Origin of the sequence: Streptomyces sp. NPDC096311, from assembly GCF_044763085.1 — a bacterium.
Classification (GTDB): domain Bacteria; phylum Actinomycetota; class Actinomycetes; order Streptomycetales; family Streptomycetaceae; genus Streptomyces.
The window spans coordinates 186633-201268 of the sequence record NZ_JBIWFN010000011.1 but is presented as its reverse complement, the minus strand read 5'-3'; the positions used below and the strand labels follow the sequence as shown (position 1 = coordinate 201268).

At 70.0% G+C, this 14636-nt stretch carries 11 protein-coding genes and 1 tRNA gene; 2 read left to right on the top strand and 10 right to left on the bottom strand.

The features are described 5' to 3' along the window. Positions 1-31: 31 nt before the first annotated feature. From thrS to ACIRA5_RS27775, 3 genes are all read right to left on the bottom strand, one after another. Entirely contained in the window at positions 32-2008 is a 1977-nt protein-coding gene (thrS, locus tag ACIRA5_RS27785) for a threonine--tRNA ligase (protein ID WP_403694836.1), read from the bottom strand. Between the two features lie 126 nt (positions 2009-2134). Continuing rightward, positions 2135-3361: a hypothetical protein gene (locus ACIRA5_RS27780; RefSeq protein ID WP_403694833.1), complete on the bottom strand. Its 1227-nt coding sequence runs from the start codon at positions 3359-3361 to the stop codon at positions 2135-2137. Further along, positions 3358-3924, bottom strand: a complete 567-nt coding sequence (locus ACIRA5_RS27775) for a DUF4365 domain-containing protein (protein WP_054233932.1) — start codon at positions 3922-3924, stop codon at positions 3358-3360. The genes ACIRA5_RS27780 and ACIRA5_RS27775 overlap by 4 nt, the downstream gene beginning before the upstream one ends. 170 nt (positions 3925-4094) lie before the next feature. Between ACIRA5_RS27775 and ACIRA5_RS27770 the strand changes: the two genes are divergently transcribed. Next, positions 4095-4820: a 3'-5' exonuclease gene (locus ACIRA5_RS27770; RefSeq protein WP_351308663.1), complete on the top strand. Its 726-nt coding sequence runs from the start codon at positions 4095-4097 to the stop codon at positions 4818-4820. Positions 4821-4876: 56 nt separating this feature from the next. Here the strand turns inward: ACIRA5_RS27770 and ACIRA5_RS27765 are convergent. Then, positions 4877-4948: transfer RNA gene (locus ACIRA5_RS27765), tRNA-Val, on the bottom strand. Between the two features lie 62 nt (positions 4949-5010). Further along, positions 5011-5457 carry an SRPBCC family protein gene (locus tag ACIRA5_RS27760; RefSeq protein ID WP_382176056.1) on the bottom strand — a complete coding sequence of 149 codons (447 nt, stop codon included), beginning with the start codon at positions 5455-5457 and terminating at the stop codon, positions 5011-5013. Between the two features lie 89 nt (positions 5458-5546). On the opposite strand from ACIRA5_RS27760, the gene ACIRA5_RS27755 reads away from it, so the two are divergent. Then, the gene (locus ACIRA5_RS27755) at positions 5547-7937 is read left to right on the top strand and encodes an SCO7613 C-terminal domain-containing membrane protein (protein WP_403694829.1); all 2391 of its coding nucleotides are present in this window, start codon (positions 5547-5549) and stop codon (positions 7935-7937) included. Between the two features lie 10 nt (positions 7938-7947). Here the strand turns inward: ACIRA5_RS27755 and ACIRA5_RS27750 are convergent, their stop codons facing one another. The 5 genes from ACIRA5_RS27750 to ACIRA5_RS27730 form a co-directional block, all read right to left on the bottom strand. Beyond that, positions 7948-10680, bottom strand: coding sequence for a Tat pathway signal sequence domain protein (locus tag ACIRA5_RS27750; RefSeq protein ID WP_403694826.1), 2733 nt, complete (start codon positions 10678-10680; stop codon positions 7948-7950). 78 nt (positions 10681-10758) lie between these two features. Continuing rightward, the gene (locus tag ACIRA5_RS27745) at positions 10759-11388 is read right to left on the bottom strand and encodes a hypothetical protein (protein WP_403694824.1); all 630 of its coding nucleotides are present in this window, start codon (positions 11386-11388) and stop codon (positions 10759-10761) included. Position 11389: 1 nt separating this feature from the next. After that, positions 11390-12262 carry a carbohydrate ABC transporter permease gene (locus tag ACIRA5_RS27740; protein WP_403694821.1) on the bottom strand — a complete coding sequence of 291 codons (873 nt, stop codon included), beginning with the start codon at positions 12260-12262 and terminating at the stop codon, positions 11390-11392. Continuing rightward, positions 12259-13215, bottom strand: coding sequence for a carbohydrate ABC transporter permease (locus tag ACIRA5_RS27735; protein WP_403694818.1), 957 nt, complete (start codon positions 13213-13215; stop codon positions 12259-12261). Before ACIRA5_RS27735 ends, ACIRA5_RS27740 begins: the two co-directional genes overlap by 4 nt. An 11-nt stretch (positions 13216-13226) precedes the next feature. Beyond that, entirely contained in the window at positions 13227-14552 is a 1326-nt protein-coding gene (locus tag ACIRA5_RS27730) for an ABC transporter substrate-binding protein (RefSeq protein ID WP_403694815.1), read from the bottom strand. Between the last annotated feature and the right edge of the window lie 84 nt (positions 14553-14636).

The window sequence follows — 14636 nt, the reverse complement described above, 5'->3', positions numbered from 1 at the left end:
AAGGAAGCACCGTACGCGTCGGGCCCGCGCGTCAGACCTGTGCGCGCTCCTCGACGACCTTCATGATCTTGGCGATCGCCTCGTCGACCGGGATGCCGTTCTCCTGCGAGCCGTCGCGGTAGCGGAAGGAGACCGCGCCGGCCGCCATGTCCTCGTCGCCCGCGATGACCATGAAGGGCACCTTCTGCTTCTGGGCGTTGCGGATCTTCTTCTGCATACGGTCGGAGGAGCCGTCGACCTCGACCCGCAGACCCTTCTTCTTCGCCTCGGTGGCGAACTTCTGCAGGTACTCCACGTGCGCGTCGCCGATCGGGATGCCGACCGCCTGCACGGGCGCCAGCCAGGCCGGGAACGCGCCCGCGTAGTGCTCGAGGAGCACCGCGAAGAAACGCTCGATGGAACCGAACAGCGCGCGGTGGATCATCACCGGACGCTGCTTGGAGCCGTCGGGGCCGGTGTACTCCAGGTCGAAGCGCTCCGGCAGGTTGAAGTCCAGCTGCACGGTCGACATCTGCCAGGTCCGGCCGATCGCGTCCTTGGTCTGGACGGAGATCTTCGGACCGTAGAAGGCGGCGCCGCCCGGGTCCGGGACGAGCGGGAGGCCCTGCTTCTCGGCCACCTGCCGCAGCGTCTCGGTGGCCTCCTCCCAGACCTCGTCGGAGCCGACGGACTTCTCCGGGTCCTTGGTGGAGAGCTCCAGGTAGAAGTCGGTCAGGCCGTAGTCGCGCAGCAGGTTCAGGACGAAGGTGAGCGTCTTGTCGAGCTCGTCCGCCATCTGCTCCCTGGTGCAGTAGATGTGCGCGTCGTCCTGCGTGAAGCCACGGGCGCGGGTCAGGCCGTGCACGACGCCCGACTTCTCGTACCGGTACACGGTCCCGAACTCGAAGAGGCGCAGCGGCAGTTCACGGTACGAGCGGCCGCGCGCGTCGAAGATCAGGTTGTGCATCGGGCAGTTCATGGGCTTGAGGTAGTAGTCCACGCCCTCGTCGAGCTGCATGGGCGGGTACATGCCGTCGGCGTACCAGTCCAGGTGTCCCGAGGTCTCGAAGAGCTTCCCCTTCGTCGCGTGCGGGGTGTAGACGAACTCGTAGCCCTCTTCCTCGTGGCGGCGCCGCGAGTAGTCCTCCATGACCCGGCGGATGATGCCGCCCTTGGGGTGGAAGACGGCGAGGCCCGAGCCGATCTGGTCCGGGATGGAGAAGAGGTCCAGCTCGTTGCCCAGCTTGCGGTGGTCGCGCTTCTCGGCCTCCACGAGGAAGTCGAGGTGCGCCTTCAGCTCCTCCTTGGAGGGCCAGGCGGTGCCGTAGATGCGCTGGAGCATCGGGTTCTTCTCGCTGCCGCGCCAGTACGCGGCCGCGTTGCGCATCAGCTTGAACGCCGGGATGTTGCGGGTGGTGGGCAGGTGGGGACCGCGGCAGAGGTCCTTCCAGCACAGCTCACCGGTCTTGGCGTCGAGGTTGTCGTAGATCGTCAGCTCGCCGCCGCCGACCTCGACGTCCGCGCCGTCGTCCGAGGACGCGGAGCCCTTGATCCCGATGAGCTCCAGCTTGTACGGCTCGGCGGCGAGCTCCTCGCGGGCGTCCTCGTCGGTGACCGCACGGCGGGAGAAGCGCTGACCGCGCTTCTGGATCTCCTGCATCTTCTTCTCGATGGCCTTGAGATCCTCGGGCGTGAACGGCTTCTCGACGTCGAAGTCGTAGTAGAAGCCGTCCTTGACCGGCGGGCCGATGCCCAGCTTGGCCTCGGGGAAGAGTTCCTGCACGGCCTGCGCCATGACGTGCGCGGTGGAGTGGCGCAGGATGTTGAGGCCGTCCTGCGAGGAGATCTCGACGGGCTCGACCTCCTCGCCGTCCCGCACCTCGTACGCGAGGTCCTTCAGCTCGCCGGCCACACGGGCCGCGACGATGGTGCGCTCGCCGGTGAAGAGGTCGGCGGCCGTAGTGCCCGTCGTCACCACGCGCTCTTCCCGCTCGGAATCGCGTTGGATGATCACACGGACGTCTGACACCGGTCTCTCCTGACTGAAGGGGGCAAGCTCACCCAGTGGGCATGGCAGTGCAATGCCTGCCCGGCGATCCTACCGAGCCCGGGGCACCCTCCGCGAAAGGGTTCCCGGCAAAGCTCCACAAAGCCCTCAGTCCCCGCTGCACGCCTCCTCGAAGAAGTCCAGGTTCTCCTGGAGCGACTTCATCAGCCGGTCCCGCTCGGCCTCGTCCACCTGCACCGGTACGACCCCGGAGGCGTCGGTGAGCCTGCGGAAGCCGCCGCGGCTCTCCAGCCGCCCCAGCACCCGCACCGGCAGCCCCACCAGATGGGCGTGGCCCGCTATCCGGTACGCCTCCTCGTCGAGCGTCATGCGGACGTGCTGGACCTCCGCTCCCGCGATCACCCGCAGCCGTACGGTGCCCTCGCCGCGCGGCTGGGACCTGCGCATCCGCACCACGGCACCGGTGAGGCGCACCGGTACGGACGGCTCGGCGCGCAGATAGCGGGCCCCGGCCTCGCGCAGGACGGGCAGGTCGCCGGGCGAGAACTCGACGGCCTCGTCGGGCGCCGCACAGCCCTCGGGGACCCCGGCGGCGGGCGCCCACTCGACGGCGATCCGGGCGCCCTCCGTGCCGCGCACGAGGGCGACGACGGCCTCGGTGAGTTCATGGCTGACGCCCGCCTCGACGGCCGCGTCGAAGGCGTCCATGCCGCCGGTGGCCCGCTGGTAGTCGATGGCCTCGCGGGCGGCGTACAGCGCCTGGTGCAGGCGTACGGACAGCGGCCGGCCGGTGTCGACGGGCACGAAGGCGGTGAGCCGGCGCCCGCCGGGGTCGGCGCCGACGAGGACGTTCTCCAGGGAAGCGGCGGCGGGCCTGCGGTGGCGGGCGCCGTAATAGCCCGCACGCGCGCGTGTGGCGAGCGCGGCCGCGAGCAGCATCGAGCGGGCGGCCGAGCGCAGCCGCTCCTCCACGCTCCAGGACGTGGCGCCCACGGGTCCGGTCGGCACATCGCGCCACCAGCGGATCTCGTCGCTGGGCACGGCGAGGGCGACCAGCACGTCGCGCGCGGACGGCGCGCCGCTGCGGGAGAGCGCGAGGAGCGCCTCGCCGAGGAGGTCGTCGCTGTCGGGGAAGGCCCGGTTCTCCGGCACGAGCAGGCTCGTGCCGCCGCCACCGGGCCCGGGTGGGGTCCACCGGCCGTACCGTCCGGCCGCTCCGCCGCGGCGCTGCCAGCCGTGGCGGTGCAGCAGCGCGCTGAGGACGGCGGGGTCGACCTGGCCCGGCTCGGGCGGCTCGGTCCAGTGGGACTCGACGGGGTGCGGCCTGGCCGGCCGGAGCGGTTCGCCGATGGAGTCGATGGGGCGGTGTGTCAAGGTTTCCCTCCCGTCCCGACCCTCGTCATGATCTCGCAGAGCGCCCTGTCGTCGAAGATGCGCGAGGTCGGTATACGCACGGTGGTCCGTCGCCGGCCGGTGATCGCGTGGCCGGCGAGGTTGATCCAGTAGCAGCAGTGCCGCAGGTCGAGGCGGTCGTGGCTGGCGCGCAGCCAGTCGTCCTGGGACCTGGGCACGAGCATCACGACCAGGATCTTGTGCACCGAGACCGGGGTGCGGGCGAGCTTCGCCAGGTGCTCGTTGTCGAGCGTGAAGGAGAAGGCGGGCCCGGGCGGGTTCGGCGGGATCTGGTACGTGCACTTGAGCTGCACCTTGATGGTGACTTCGTCGTCGACCGTGTGCCCGGGGGCGCTGTGGCTGACGTGCCAGTCGATGCCGTTGTCGGGAAAGGGCTGGGACAGCGAACAGCCCGCCGCGGCCGCGACGGCGTGCAAGTAGCCCACCTGCAAGGTCTCCATGCAGGCGGTGGTGGCGAGTGTGCCGCGATGGGGTGCCGTCCGCTGGGGCAGCAGCCCGCCCCGCTCGGGCTGCGCGAGTGCCATGAGTCCAACAGCCTTCCAAGCCAAGTGATTCCCCGCGACGGGCCGCTGAACTGCAAAGACCCGTACCTGTGTTGTCTCCTTCCGGCGTACGGCGCAAACAGCCCGGGTATCACCAAACGGGCAGAAGACGGTGCGTCAGCTGCCGTGGGTGAACGAGGAGTTGTGTACGTATGACGTGCTGGTACGAAGGCCCTTTGGCCGCGTTCGACACGGAGACCACGGGCGTGGACGTCGAGACCGACCGGATCGTGTCGGCCGCCGTCGTCGTCCAGGACGCCGCGGGTTCCCGGCCTCGGGTGACCCGTTGGCTGGTGAACCCGGGAGTGCCGGTGCCCGCGGGTGCGACGGCGGTGCACGGGCTGACAGACGAACACCTTCAGCGCAACGGCCGCTGGCCGTCGCCGGTGATGGACGAGATAGCCAGGGTGCTGGGCGAACAGGCCGCGGCGGGCCGCCCGCTCGTCGTGATGAACGCGCCGTTCGATCTGACGCTCCTGGACCGGGAGTTGCGCCGCCATCGCGCCACCAGTCTGGACCGGTGGTTCGAGCCGGCGCCGCTGCGTGTGCTCGATCCGCGGGTTCTGGACAAACATCTGGACCGCTATCGCAAGGGCCGCCGCACCCTGACCGACCTGTGCGCGCACTACGACGTGGTGCTGGAGGGCGCGCACGACGCGGCGGCGGACGCACTGGCCTCGATGGAGGTCGTACGAGCGGTGGGGCGTCGTTTCGCCACCCGGCTGGAGCGGCTCTCCCCCGCCGAGCTGCACACCCTGCAGTCGGTGTGGCACGCGGCACAGGCGCGCGGCCTTCAGGCGTGGTTCGCGCGCAGCGGTTCACCGGAGGCGGTGGATCCGGCGTGGCCGCTGCGTCCGGAACTGCCGGCGGCGGCCTGAGCCCGCGCGGGACAACGAAAAACCGGTCCGTCTGTGACGGACCGGTCTTCTCCGGGTGGGCGATACTGGGTTCGAACCAGTGACCTCTTCGGTGTGAACGAAGCGCTCTCCCACTGAGCTAATCGCCCGGGAACGCACTGAACAATACAGGTCCCTGCGGGTGTGGTTCAAACCGCTTCGAGATGAGCCGTCAGTCACCCGTGAGCCGGGCCGCCAGTCCGCGCTGTCCCGCGCGCATCATCAGGGCGTGGTTGGCGCGGAACACCGGCCGTCCCGGCACCGCGAACCGCCGTAGCAGCGGCTTGCTCACGTCGACCTCCTGGTCGTACTGGGCGCGGGTGCCGGACCCGGCGGTGGTGAGCGTCCAGCGCGCCCAGCCGTCGATGTCGCCCGCCATCGCGATCTCCAGGACCCCGGCCGCCGGGTCACGGCGCAGCTCGCGCGCCGTGAACACCAGGTCGTACGGCAGGAACGAGCGGATGCGCATGGTGCCGCTGCGCTCGTCGATGCGGGTCACCTCACGGACCTGGGGCCACCAGCGCGGGTAGTCCTCGGCCTGTTCGAGAACGGGGTAGACCTCGGCGGGCGGCGCGGGCAGGGCCCACACACTGCGGAAGCGGTAATGGCTCCAGTCCATGGACGGAGTGTGCCCGAGCGGGCATCTGAGTACGGCATGAGTACGCGCACTCATGCCGGAGAAGGTGACCGGGACCACACTCCCGGAATATGACCCACCTTCCGCCCCCGGCCGAGGAGTTGCGGCTCCTGGACACCGAGCTGCGGCAACTCGACGCGCGCCGGGCCCTGTTGCTGGCGCGCCGCGCCTGGCTGATCACCGCGCTCCGGCCGCCCGTGGCTCCGCCGCTCCCGCCCCCGCCCCTACACCGGCCCGAGACCACGGCGCCGCGCGTCCAGAACGTGCTGCTCGTCCTCGGCGGCGCCCTCCTGACCATCGCCGCGATCGCGTTCACGCTGGTCAGCTGGGGCCGGATGGGGATCGCCGGGCGGGCGCTGGTGCTGGGCGCGGTGACGCTGGCCGCGCTCGGCTCACCCGTGCTCCTGCTCCGGCACAGGCTGCGCTCGACGGCGGAGGCCGTGGCGGGCCTGGGACTCGCGCTGACGGTCCTGGACGCATACGCGCTGCACGAGGTCGCGTTCCCCGACACGAACGGCCTGGGCTACGCGGCCATCGCGTCAGCCCTGCTGGCGGCCCTGTGGACGGCGTACGGACTCGCACTCGGCGGGCCGCGCCGGCCGACCGGTGAACCGGCCACCCCCGCGCGGCTCGCGCTGCGTCTGCCCCTGCCCGCCGCGCTGGCCGCCGCGCAGCTCCCGCTGATCCTCTGGGCGGCCGCGGCCGACGCGGGCGCCCCCGCCATGACGGCCGCGCTACTGGTCACGGCGGCGCTCGACACGGCCCTCGCGCTCCGGGTGCCCGTGCCGTCCGTACGTCTCGTCGCCGCCGTGGGCGCGTACGGCCTGGGCGGCTGGGGCTCCTTCGCGGCCGGCTGGCTGTCCTGGACGGCCACCGGTCCGAGCGCCGTCGCCCGTGCGGCGGCGCTCCTCCTCTTCGCCGCGGCGATCGCTCTGGCGGCGGCGTGGCGGCTGCCGGACGCGAACGTCGCCACCTGGGTCGCCTCGGCCGGCGGCCTGCTCACGGTCGCCGCGCTCGGTGGCGTCCCGCGCTCGTCGCTGCCGGGCGAGTGGACGGTTCCGGGGTATCTGGTCTGCGCTGTGGCCCTGTTGGCGGCCGTACGCACCCGGCTGCCCGAGCCGATGAGGCGTGGCCTCGCCCTGGCGGCCGCCTCCGTGCAGGCGGTCGCGGTGGTGTGGGCGCTGCCGCCGGTCGCCGTCGTTCTGCTGGGCCCGGTGGCCTGGGTGGGACGTGTCTGGACCGGGGCTCCCTCGACCGCGCGTGAGGCGGTCACGAGCGACGGCCTCCCCTGGCCTCCGTACGCGGCCACGGCCCCACTCGTCCTCGTGGTCGTCGCCGCCGTCCTCGCCCTGGCCGTCCGCGGTACGCAGTGGCGCCCCAACGCGACGATCGGCGCGTCGGCCCTCGTCTGGGCGACCGCGCTCGTCCTTCCCGCGGCCCTCGACATCCCCTACTGGGCCGGGATGTCGGCGCAAGGACTCACGATCGTGGCCGCACTGGCGTACGTCGCCCGCTCGGCGAAGCCGCGCCCGGTCGTCTTCCTCCTGGCCCTTGTCGGCTCGGGGAGCCTGGCGTGCCTCTCCCTCGCCGCCGAGGGCACGACCCTCGGCGTCCTCGCCGCGCTGACCGTGCTGTTCGCCGCCCTGTCCGGGCGCTCGCGCCTCGCCCCGGTCGCCGCCCTCACGTACGCCACCGCCCTGGCCTGTGCCGTGGGCGCGTCCCTCGGCTGGCCGTCGCAGTACATCGCGCTGCTGGTCCTCCTCGTCCCGGTCGTCGCGGCCCTGCTCGCGGCACGCCTCACCGGCTCCCCCGCACGTGTGCCCGTCGAGGTGACGGGCGCCGTCGCCGGGCTGCTCGCCGTCGGCCTCGCGGTGCCCGACCCGCCGTTGCTGGCACTGGTCCTCGCCCTGTGCGCGGTGATCGCCGCGGGCACCGCCGTACGCGAGGACCGGCGGCCCGTCGGTTACGCGGCCACCGCCCTGTTCGTGCTGGCCGCCTGGGTCCGGCTGGCGTGCTGGGGCGTCGGCTCCGTCGAGGCGTACACCCTGCCGGTGACCGTCCCGGCGCTGCTGGTGGGGGCGCTCAGGCGCCGCAAGGATCCGCTGACCTCGTCCTGGACGGCGTACGGAGCGGGGCTGTCCGTCACGCTCGTGCCGAGTCTCCTGACGGCGTGGATCGACCCCGACTGGCCGCGCCCCCTGCTGCTCGGAGTCGCGGCCCTCGCGGTGACCCTCGTCGGTGCCCGGCACCGGCTGCGGGCCCCGCTCGTCCTCGGGGGCGGCGTGCTCGCGCTGGACACCCTGCACGAACTCGCCCCGTACCTCGTGCAGATGGCGGGCGCGCTGCCGCGTTGGGTGCCTCCCGCACTCGCCGGTCTGGTGCTGCTCGCACTCGGTGCGACGTACGAGCAGCGGATCCGGGACGCGCGACGCGTGCGGGAGGTACTGGGGAGAATGCGCTAGCTGACCGGGGCTACGGCATCTTGTCGCCGAGCAGTGCCAGGTTCTCGATGGCGGCGAGGCCGTACAGGGCGCTGTCGTTCGAACTGACCCAGTTGGCCTCGCTGCCGGGAACCAGCGTGACCGGGCCGCTCAGCGGCTCGGTCTTCCAGGGCGAGGACTCCATGTAGCCGTCGGAGCTGTAGAACTTCGTCCACGCGCGCTTGGCGAGCGTCGCGTCGCCGGTCTGGACGGCGGCGTACGCGTCGAGCCGCGAGTGGCCCTGGAACAGCAGCAGGGAGCCGAAGTTGGAGCCGTAGCGCGCCGCCTGTTCGGTCTTGGTGGCGTTGAAGTAGCGGCAGTAGTCGAGGTAGACCTCCTTGAACTTGGGCACGTCGACCAGGTCGATCAGCTCGGCGCACAGTTCGTTGAGGCCGAAGACGGCGGAGAGGTGCGAGACCGAGACGACCGGCGCGGAGGCGATGGCGAACCTGCCGGTGTCGAGGTCGTACAGCCCGCTGCCCTGCACGAAGCCATTGGGCTGGGCGGCGATCGTCTCCATCGTCGACAGCACGCGCGCCTTGGCCTTCTCCCACTTCGGGCCCTTGCGCTCCCACTCCGTGAGCCAGGCCGAGACCAGACCGCTCCAGTCGGTGCCGAAGCCGATGGACAGGGCGTGCCGGTCGGGGGTGTAGGGCTCGGTGCGGATCTTGCGGATCGGGTCGAGGACGAGGAACGTCTCGTCGGAGTCGACGTTGGCGTGCATGAGATCGCCGACCCGCTCGTCAGCGGTGAGGTAGTAGTAATAGCGGCGGTATGTGGTGTTGGCGATGCGCTGCTGTTTGGCGCTGTCGGCGTAGTGCTGCACACCATGCCGGGTGCCGAGGCCCGCCCACTGGCCCAGGTGGTAGACGTCGACCTCGCCGGTGTGCCGGGTGAGCGCCTCGGCGAAACGGAAGATGTCCGAGCGGCCCGAGCGGAGATAGGCCATCCAGAGCCAGATGTCGGGCGACAGCTCGGAGTTGTCCCAGGCATAGCCGCCGACGTCGTAACGCCACTGGTGGCGCACGGTGTCGTACGAGTGCATGAAGTCGCCGTAGTCCCAGAAGCCGTACCAACGGCGCATCTCCACCTGGTCCTTGTAATAGGTGAAGAGGAAGTCGAGGTGGTCCTCGATCTTCGCCTTGGCGGCGGTGGAGCGGTCCGGCTCGGAGAAGAGGCCGCCGAAGACCTTGGCCTTGATGAGCTGCTTGGGCGGGGCGGCGAGCTGCGGCAACACACGTACGGCCGCGACCTGTTCGGCGAGCGTCTCGGGCGAGGGCGTCGACTCGTTGGCCCAGAAGAGGAGTTCGGAGGTACGGGCGATGCCGTAGGGGGTGCCGAACTCGGGTTCGTAGTCCTCGTAGGTGATGTTGAGGCCTTCGAGCTGCTCGGCGTAGGTGTCCTGGCCCATGCCGTCGTGGTAGAAGCGCAGGTCCATGGGCTGCGCCTCGGGCGACCAGAGCCAGAGGGTGACCTCGGCCTCGTCGGTCTGGGCGTCGCGGATGTCGAGCTGCGCCGGGTACTTCTCCCAGAAGTCCCTGAGGCCGAAGGAGAGACCGCCGCTCGCCCCGCCGACGTAGCCGAACCCGCTCGCCCGGTGTCCACCGCCCGCGCCGATCCAGCCGTGGCCCTTCTTGGTGCGCTTGCGCAGGGTGAAGCCGTCGGCGGAGAGCTGGGAGAGGGTGTAGTCGCCCCACTCGGGGATGTACTGGAGGCGGGTCGTCACCCGCTGGTCCCAGGTGGACGGGTCGGGCAGCTTCTCGCCCGCGAACTGGGCCGCCTGCACGGCCGCGCCCGGGTCGCGGCGCAGCCCGGTGATGCCCTGCACGGCCTCCCGCAGGAGACCGGAGCCGTCGCCGCCGATGCGGATGTGCCGGTCGTACGCCGCGTCGCGCATCGGCACGTTGAAGCGGACGCCGAGGCCGCGGATGAAGTCGCCGCTCGTCTTCCCTGGCTCCTGCTTCCCGTCGAAGGTGATGGTGTGCACCATCCGGAAGGAGTCGGCGCCGGCGTAGAAGTACAGCCGGATCGAGAACGGCAACCAGCTGCGGCTGCCCTTGCGGTGCTTGCCGTCGATGCGGACGACGGCACGGACCGGGCCCTCCTGCTCGACCGTGACCTCGGCGATGACGCTCTCGAACCGCTCGTACTTCTCGGCGCCTTGGTCGTCGTCCTCGATCTCGGGCTGGCGGATCAGCACCAGCCGGCCGTCCTTGGCGATCTCGGTGGAGCCGCGCTTCACCGATTTGACGAGGGTGGAGCCGCTCTTGCCGATCTTCGCGGTGATGACGCCGGTCGAGATGTCGATGGTGCCGCCGCTCTTGTCGACGGTCACCCTCTTGTCGGGGGCGGCGGGCGCACCGGCAGCGAGCGTGAGCTTCCCGGAGCCGGAACTGACGGCGTGCGCCGTCCACTTGAGAGAGCCGTCCGGCCAGTACGCGATCGGCCAGGACTGCACCGGCACGTCCTTGCCCGAGGCGTCGGTGAGCGCGAAGGTCTGGTCCTGCTGGTACGCGCCCTTGGGCCAGGGCACGCCGACGGTGGAACCGGGGGCGGCACCGAGGGCGCCGTCCTCCAGCCAGTCCAGGGTCACGGGGTCGGTGTCGGCGGCCTCGGATCTGGCGGCGGCCTGCGCGTTCGTGCTTCCCAGGGCCCAGCTGAACTGTGCGGCGGCTCCGGCGACTGCGGCCGCCTTCAGCAGGGACCTGCGGGGGATGGGAGACATGGCCTTTCCTTTCCGTGCGGGGAAGTCAGGGGCATGACAGAGCGAGGTACGGCGCCGGGGCGCCGACCTGCGAGGAGCTCAGCGGCGGCGGTGGCGCGCCTCGACGGCGACGGCCGCCGCCGCGACGGCCCCCAGGACGGGGACCGCAAGCGGCGCGATGAACAGGGCGGAAGCGGCCACGACGGCCAGTCCGCCCACCAGCAGGAACGAGCCGGCCGGATCGAGGACCGTACGGCGCCCTGCCTCCGCGAGCAGCGCCCGCCAGGAGGCGCCGGGCTCCCAGACGGCCGCCGCGCGCAGCCCGGCCACGGCAAGGCCGATCAGGGCGAAGAGACCGACGGCCCCGACGAGCGGGCCGCCGGGGATACCGGCGCGCACGGCCTGGACGTCCACCCAGACCGCGGCGGCCGCGGCCCAGCCGGCGACCCCGGCGATCCAGCCGCCCCGGACGGCGGCCCTGAAGTCGGCGACGAACTCCCGCAGACCGCCCGCCTCGTGGGAGGTGCGCCGCCGAAGATGCCGTGCACCGGCCGCGAACGCGGCGGGGTAGGTGATCAGCGGCAGCGAGGCCACCGCGATCCACACCCCGGTGAGCAGACACTCCGCGAACACCGCGAAGCGCTCGGCGAAGACGGATTCGCGGGGTGCCTTGCGCGCCTTCGCCCTCCTCTTCCGCTCCGCCCGCGCCCGTAGCTGGCTGGTGGCCATCTCAGCCCTTCAATCCGGAGGTCGCCATACCGTCGATCAGATACCGCTGGAAGGCGAGGAAGAAGAGGAGCACGGGCAGCAGGGCGACCAGTGACATCGCGATCATGCCGCCGTAGTTGGCGACGCCCTCCTGGTCGCGGAACATCATCATGCCGAGCGAGACCGTGTACTTGCTGGGCTCGTTGAGGTAGATCAGCGGGCCCATGAAGTCGTTCCAGGCGTTGATGAAGGTGAAGATCGCGCTGGTGATGAGCGCGGGCCGGGACAACGGCAGCACGATCGACCAGTAGATCCGCAGATGGCCACAGCCGTCGAGCCGGGCTGCCTCGTCCAGTTCGCGCGGCAGGTTCCGCATGAACTGGACCATGAGGAAGACGAAGAACGCCTCGGTGGCCAGGTACTTGCCGATCAGCAGCGGAACGTAGGTGTTGACCAGCTCCATCTTCTGGAACATCACGTACTGCGGGATGAGCAGCACGTGATACGGCAGCAGAAGCGTGCCGATCATGAGGGAGAACAGCAGGTTCCGGCCGGCGAACCGGATCTTGGCGAAGGCGTAGGCCGTCAGCGAGCAGGAGATGACGATGCCGACGACGGAGCCGAGCGCGTAGAAGAGGGAGTTCTGGAAGAAGGTCGCGATCGAGATGTCCGCGATGCCGTCGGCCAGGCCCTTGAAGTTGCCGAGGACGGGGCTGGTCGGGAACAGGTTCAGGCTGCCGATGATGTCCCGGCTGGGCTTGAACGAGGCGCCGATGACCCAGATGACGGGATAGAGGACGACCGCGAGGATCAGGAGGGCGCCGATGTGCCAGACCAGCGAGCCGGTGCGCTTGCGGCTGCCGGCCTCCAGTGGCTTGCGCAGGGTGGTGCTCATCGGGCGTCCTCCTCGTAGTGCACCCACCGCTTCTGGGACCAGAAGAGGACGGCCGTCACCAGCGCCACGGCGAGCAGCAGCATCCAGGCCATGGCGGACGCGAAGCCCATCTGGGACTCCTTGAAGCCCTTCTGGTACAGGTAGCAGGTGTAGACGAGCGTGGCGTCCGCCGGTCCGCAGGTGGCGTTGGAGACCACGTACGCCGAGCCGAAGATCTGGAAGGAGTGGATGGTCTCCAGGAGCACGTTGAAGAAGAGCACCGGCGAGATCATCGGCAGGGTGATGTTCCAGAACCTGCGGAACGGTCCGGCGCCGTCCACCTCCGCGGCCTCGTACAGCTCCCTCGGCACCTGCTTGAGTCCGGCGAGGAAGATCACCATGGGGGCGCCGAACTGCCAGACGGTGAGCGCGACCAGGCTGTAGAGCACCCAGTTCGGGTCGCCGACCCAGCCTCCCGTGTGGAAGCCGAGGAACGTCTGCGTGCGGTCCACGATGGCGTCGTCGGAGAAGAGCGCGCGCCACACGAATCCGACGGAGACGCTCGCGCCGATGAGCGAAGGCGCGTAGAAGGCGGCCCGGTAGAAGGCCTGCCCCCGTCGGCTCTGCGCGAGCAGCAGGGCCACTCCGAGCGCGAGCAGCAGCTTGAGCGGGGTGCCGATGACGACGTACTTGGCCGTCACCTCGACCGACTTCTGCCACCGCGGATCGTGGAACATCTTGGTGAAGTTGTCGAAGCCGATCCACTTCGGCGAATTGAAGAGGTTGTAGTCGGTGAACGCGAAGTAGAGGGAGGCGGCCATCGGGCCCGCGGTCAGCAGCAGGAAGCCCGCGATCCACGGGGACATGAAGAGATAGCCGGCGAGGTTTTCCCGGCGCCCCCGCCGCTTTTTGGCGGCGGGGGCCTCGGGGCGTATCTCCGGGGCGTCGGGCGGAGAGTCCTTGACGAGCGTCACGGCGGTTCCCATCAGGCGGCGAGGGCGGTCTTCGCCTCGGAGAAGAACTGCTTGACCGCGTCGGCGACCTTCGTCGTGCCCTGCGACATGTCACCGCCGATGCGCAGGAAGGCGGACTCGCAGGTGTCGGCGCCCGCCGGGTGCGGGGTGATGGTGCCGAGCACCCCGGCCGCCGCGACATCCGTCTCGTACTTCGCGATCGCCTGGTTGGGCGCGTCGGACGGCTTGTACGCGTCGAACTGCTCGGTGGTGGCGAGGATGCCCCGGTCGTAGCCCATGATCTTGCCGACCTCGGGGTCGTGGACCATGAAGTTGATGAACTGGGCGACCTCCTTGGGGTGCTTGGTGCGGGCGGAGGCGCTCAGCATCAGGGAGGCGAGGTACTGACCGGTCTGCTTGCCGTCGGTGGTCGGGATCGGCGCGAGGCCGTAGGTGCTGGTGCCCTCGGCGGTGTAGCGGACCGTGAAGTTGTCCCAGGTGAACTCGGAGGCGCCGTGGGCCGCCGAGAGCGAGGACTTGGGCTTGTCCTGCTCGACCCGCTTGGGGTCGGTGACGATGCCCGCCTTGACGCGGTTGTAGCCGTCCGTCCACCACTCCGTCAGGTCGGCCTCGTCGAAGCCGAGTCCGTCCTTGGTGAAGAACGCCTTGCCGTTCTGCCGGAGGTAGAGGTCGTACAGGTACATGATGCTGAAGTAGCCGGTGTCGCCGGCCAGCTTCTGGGTGTCGTGGATCTTCTTGAGGGCAGCGAAGTACTCGTCCCAGGTCCAGCCCTGCTTCGGCTTGACGCCCGCCTTCTCAAACACCTTCTCGTCGATGACAAGTGACATGGTGTTGGATCCGACCGGAATACCGAGCTGCTTTCCGTCGACCTGACCGACCTTCTCGACTCCGGAGCGGAAGTTGTCGAGGCTCAGATTTCCCGCGTCTATCTGAGGCTTGAGGTCGAGCAGGATGCCTCTCTTGTCGTACTTCCGCAGGAATCCGACCGCGTTCTGGAATACGTCCGGGGGATTTCCACCGGCGGCCTGGGTCTGGAACTTCTCCCAAAAGGCCACGTAATCCTGGAAGTCGGTCTTCACCTTGATCTTCGGGTACTTCTTCTCGAAGAGCGCGATGGACTGGTTGATCCTCTTCGCCCGCTCGTCGGCACCCCACCAGGCGTACCGGATCGTGACCGTCCCGTCCCCGGAACTGCCGCTGTCCCCGCCGCAGCCCGTCGTCGCGGCCAGCCCCAGCGTGGCCAGTGAAGCTCCGGCCGCCTTGAGGACCGTACGCCTCTCAACACTCCCGTTGTTACCCACAGTCGGGCCTCCCCGCGACGTCGTTGCCGCCTGCATGAATCGTTTCAAGTAAGCGCTTGCTGGCACAAGGTACGGAGGGCTTCCAGGCGCGTCAATGATTCGGACAGGAATTGATGTGAC

Excerpts from the sequence above, each read along its gene's own strand:
- ACIRA5_RS27775 (WP_054233932.1), bottom strand. The coding sequence starts at position 3,924 with ATGGCACTCGCGCAGCCCGAGCGGGGCGGGCTGCTGCCCCAGCGGACG.
- ACIRA5_RS27770 (WP_351308663.1), top strand. The coding sequence starts at position 4,095 with ATGACGTGCTGGTACGAAGGCCCTTTGGCCGCGTTCGACACGGAGACC.
- ACIRA5_RS27760 (WP_382176056.1), bottom strand. The coding sequence starts at position 5,457 with ATGGACTGGAGCCATTACCGCTTCCGCAGTGTGTGGGCCCTGCCCGCG.
- ACIRA5_RS27755 (WP_403694829.1), top strand. The coding sequence starts at position 5,547 with ATGACCCACCTTCCGCCCCCGGCCGAGGAGTTGCGGCTCCTGGACACC.
- ACIRA5_RS27750 (WP_403694826.1), bottom strand. The coding sequence starts at position 10,680 with ATGTCTCCCATCCCCCGCAGGTCCCTGCTGAAGGCGGCCGCAGTCGCC.
- ACIRA5_RS27745 (WP_403694824.1), bottom strand. The coding sequence starts at position 11,388 with ATGGCCACCAGCCAGCTACGGGCGCGGGCGGAGCGGAAGAGGAGGGCG.
- ACIRA5_RS27740 (WP_403694821.1), bottom strand. The coding sequence starts at position 12,262 with ATGAGCACCACCCTGCGCAAGCCACTGGAGGCCGGCAGCCGCAAGCGC.
- ACIRA5_RS27730 (WP_403694815.1), bottom strand. The coding sequence starts at position 14,552 with ATGCAGGCGGCAACGACGTCGCGGGGAGGCCCGACTGTGGGTAACAAC.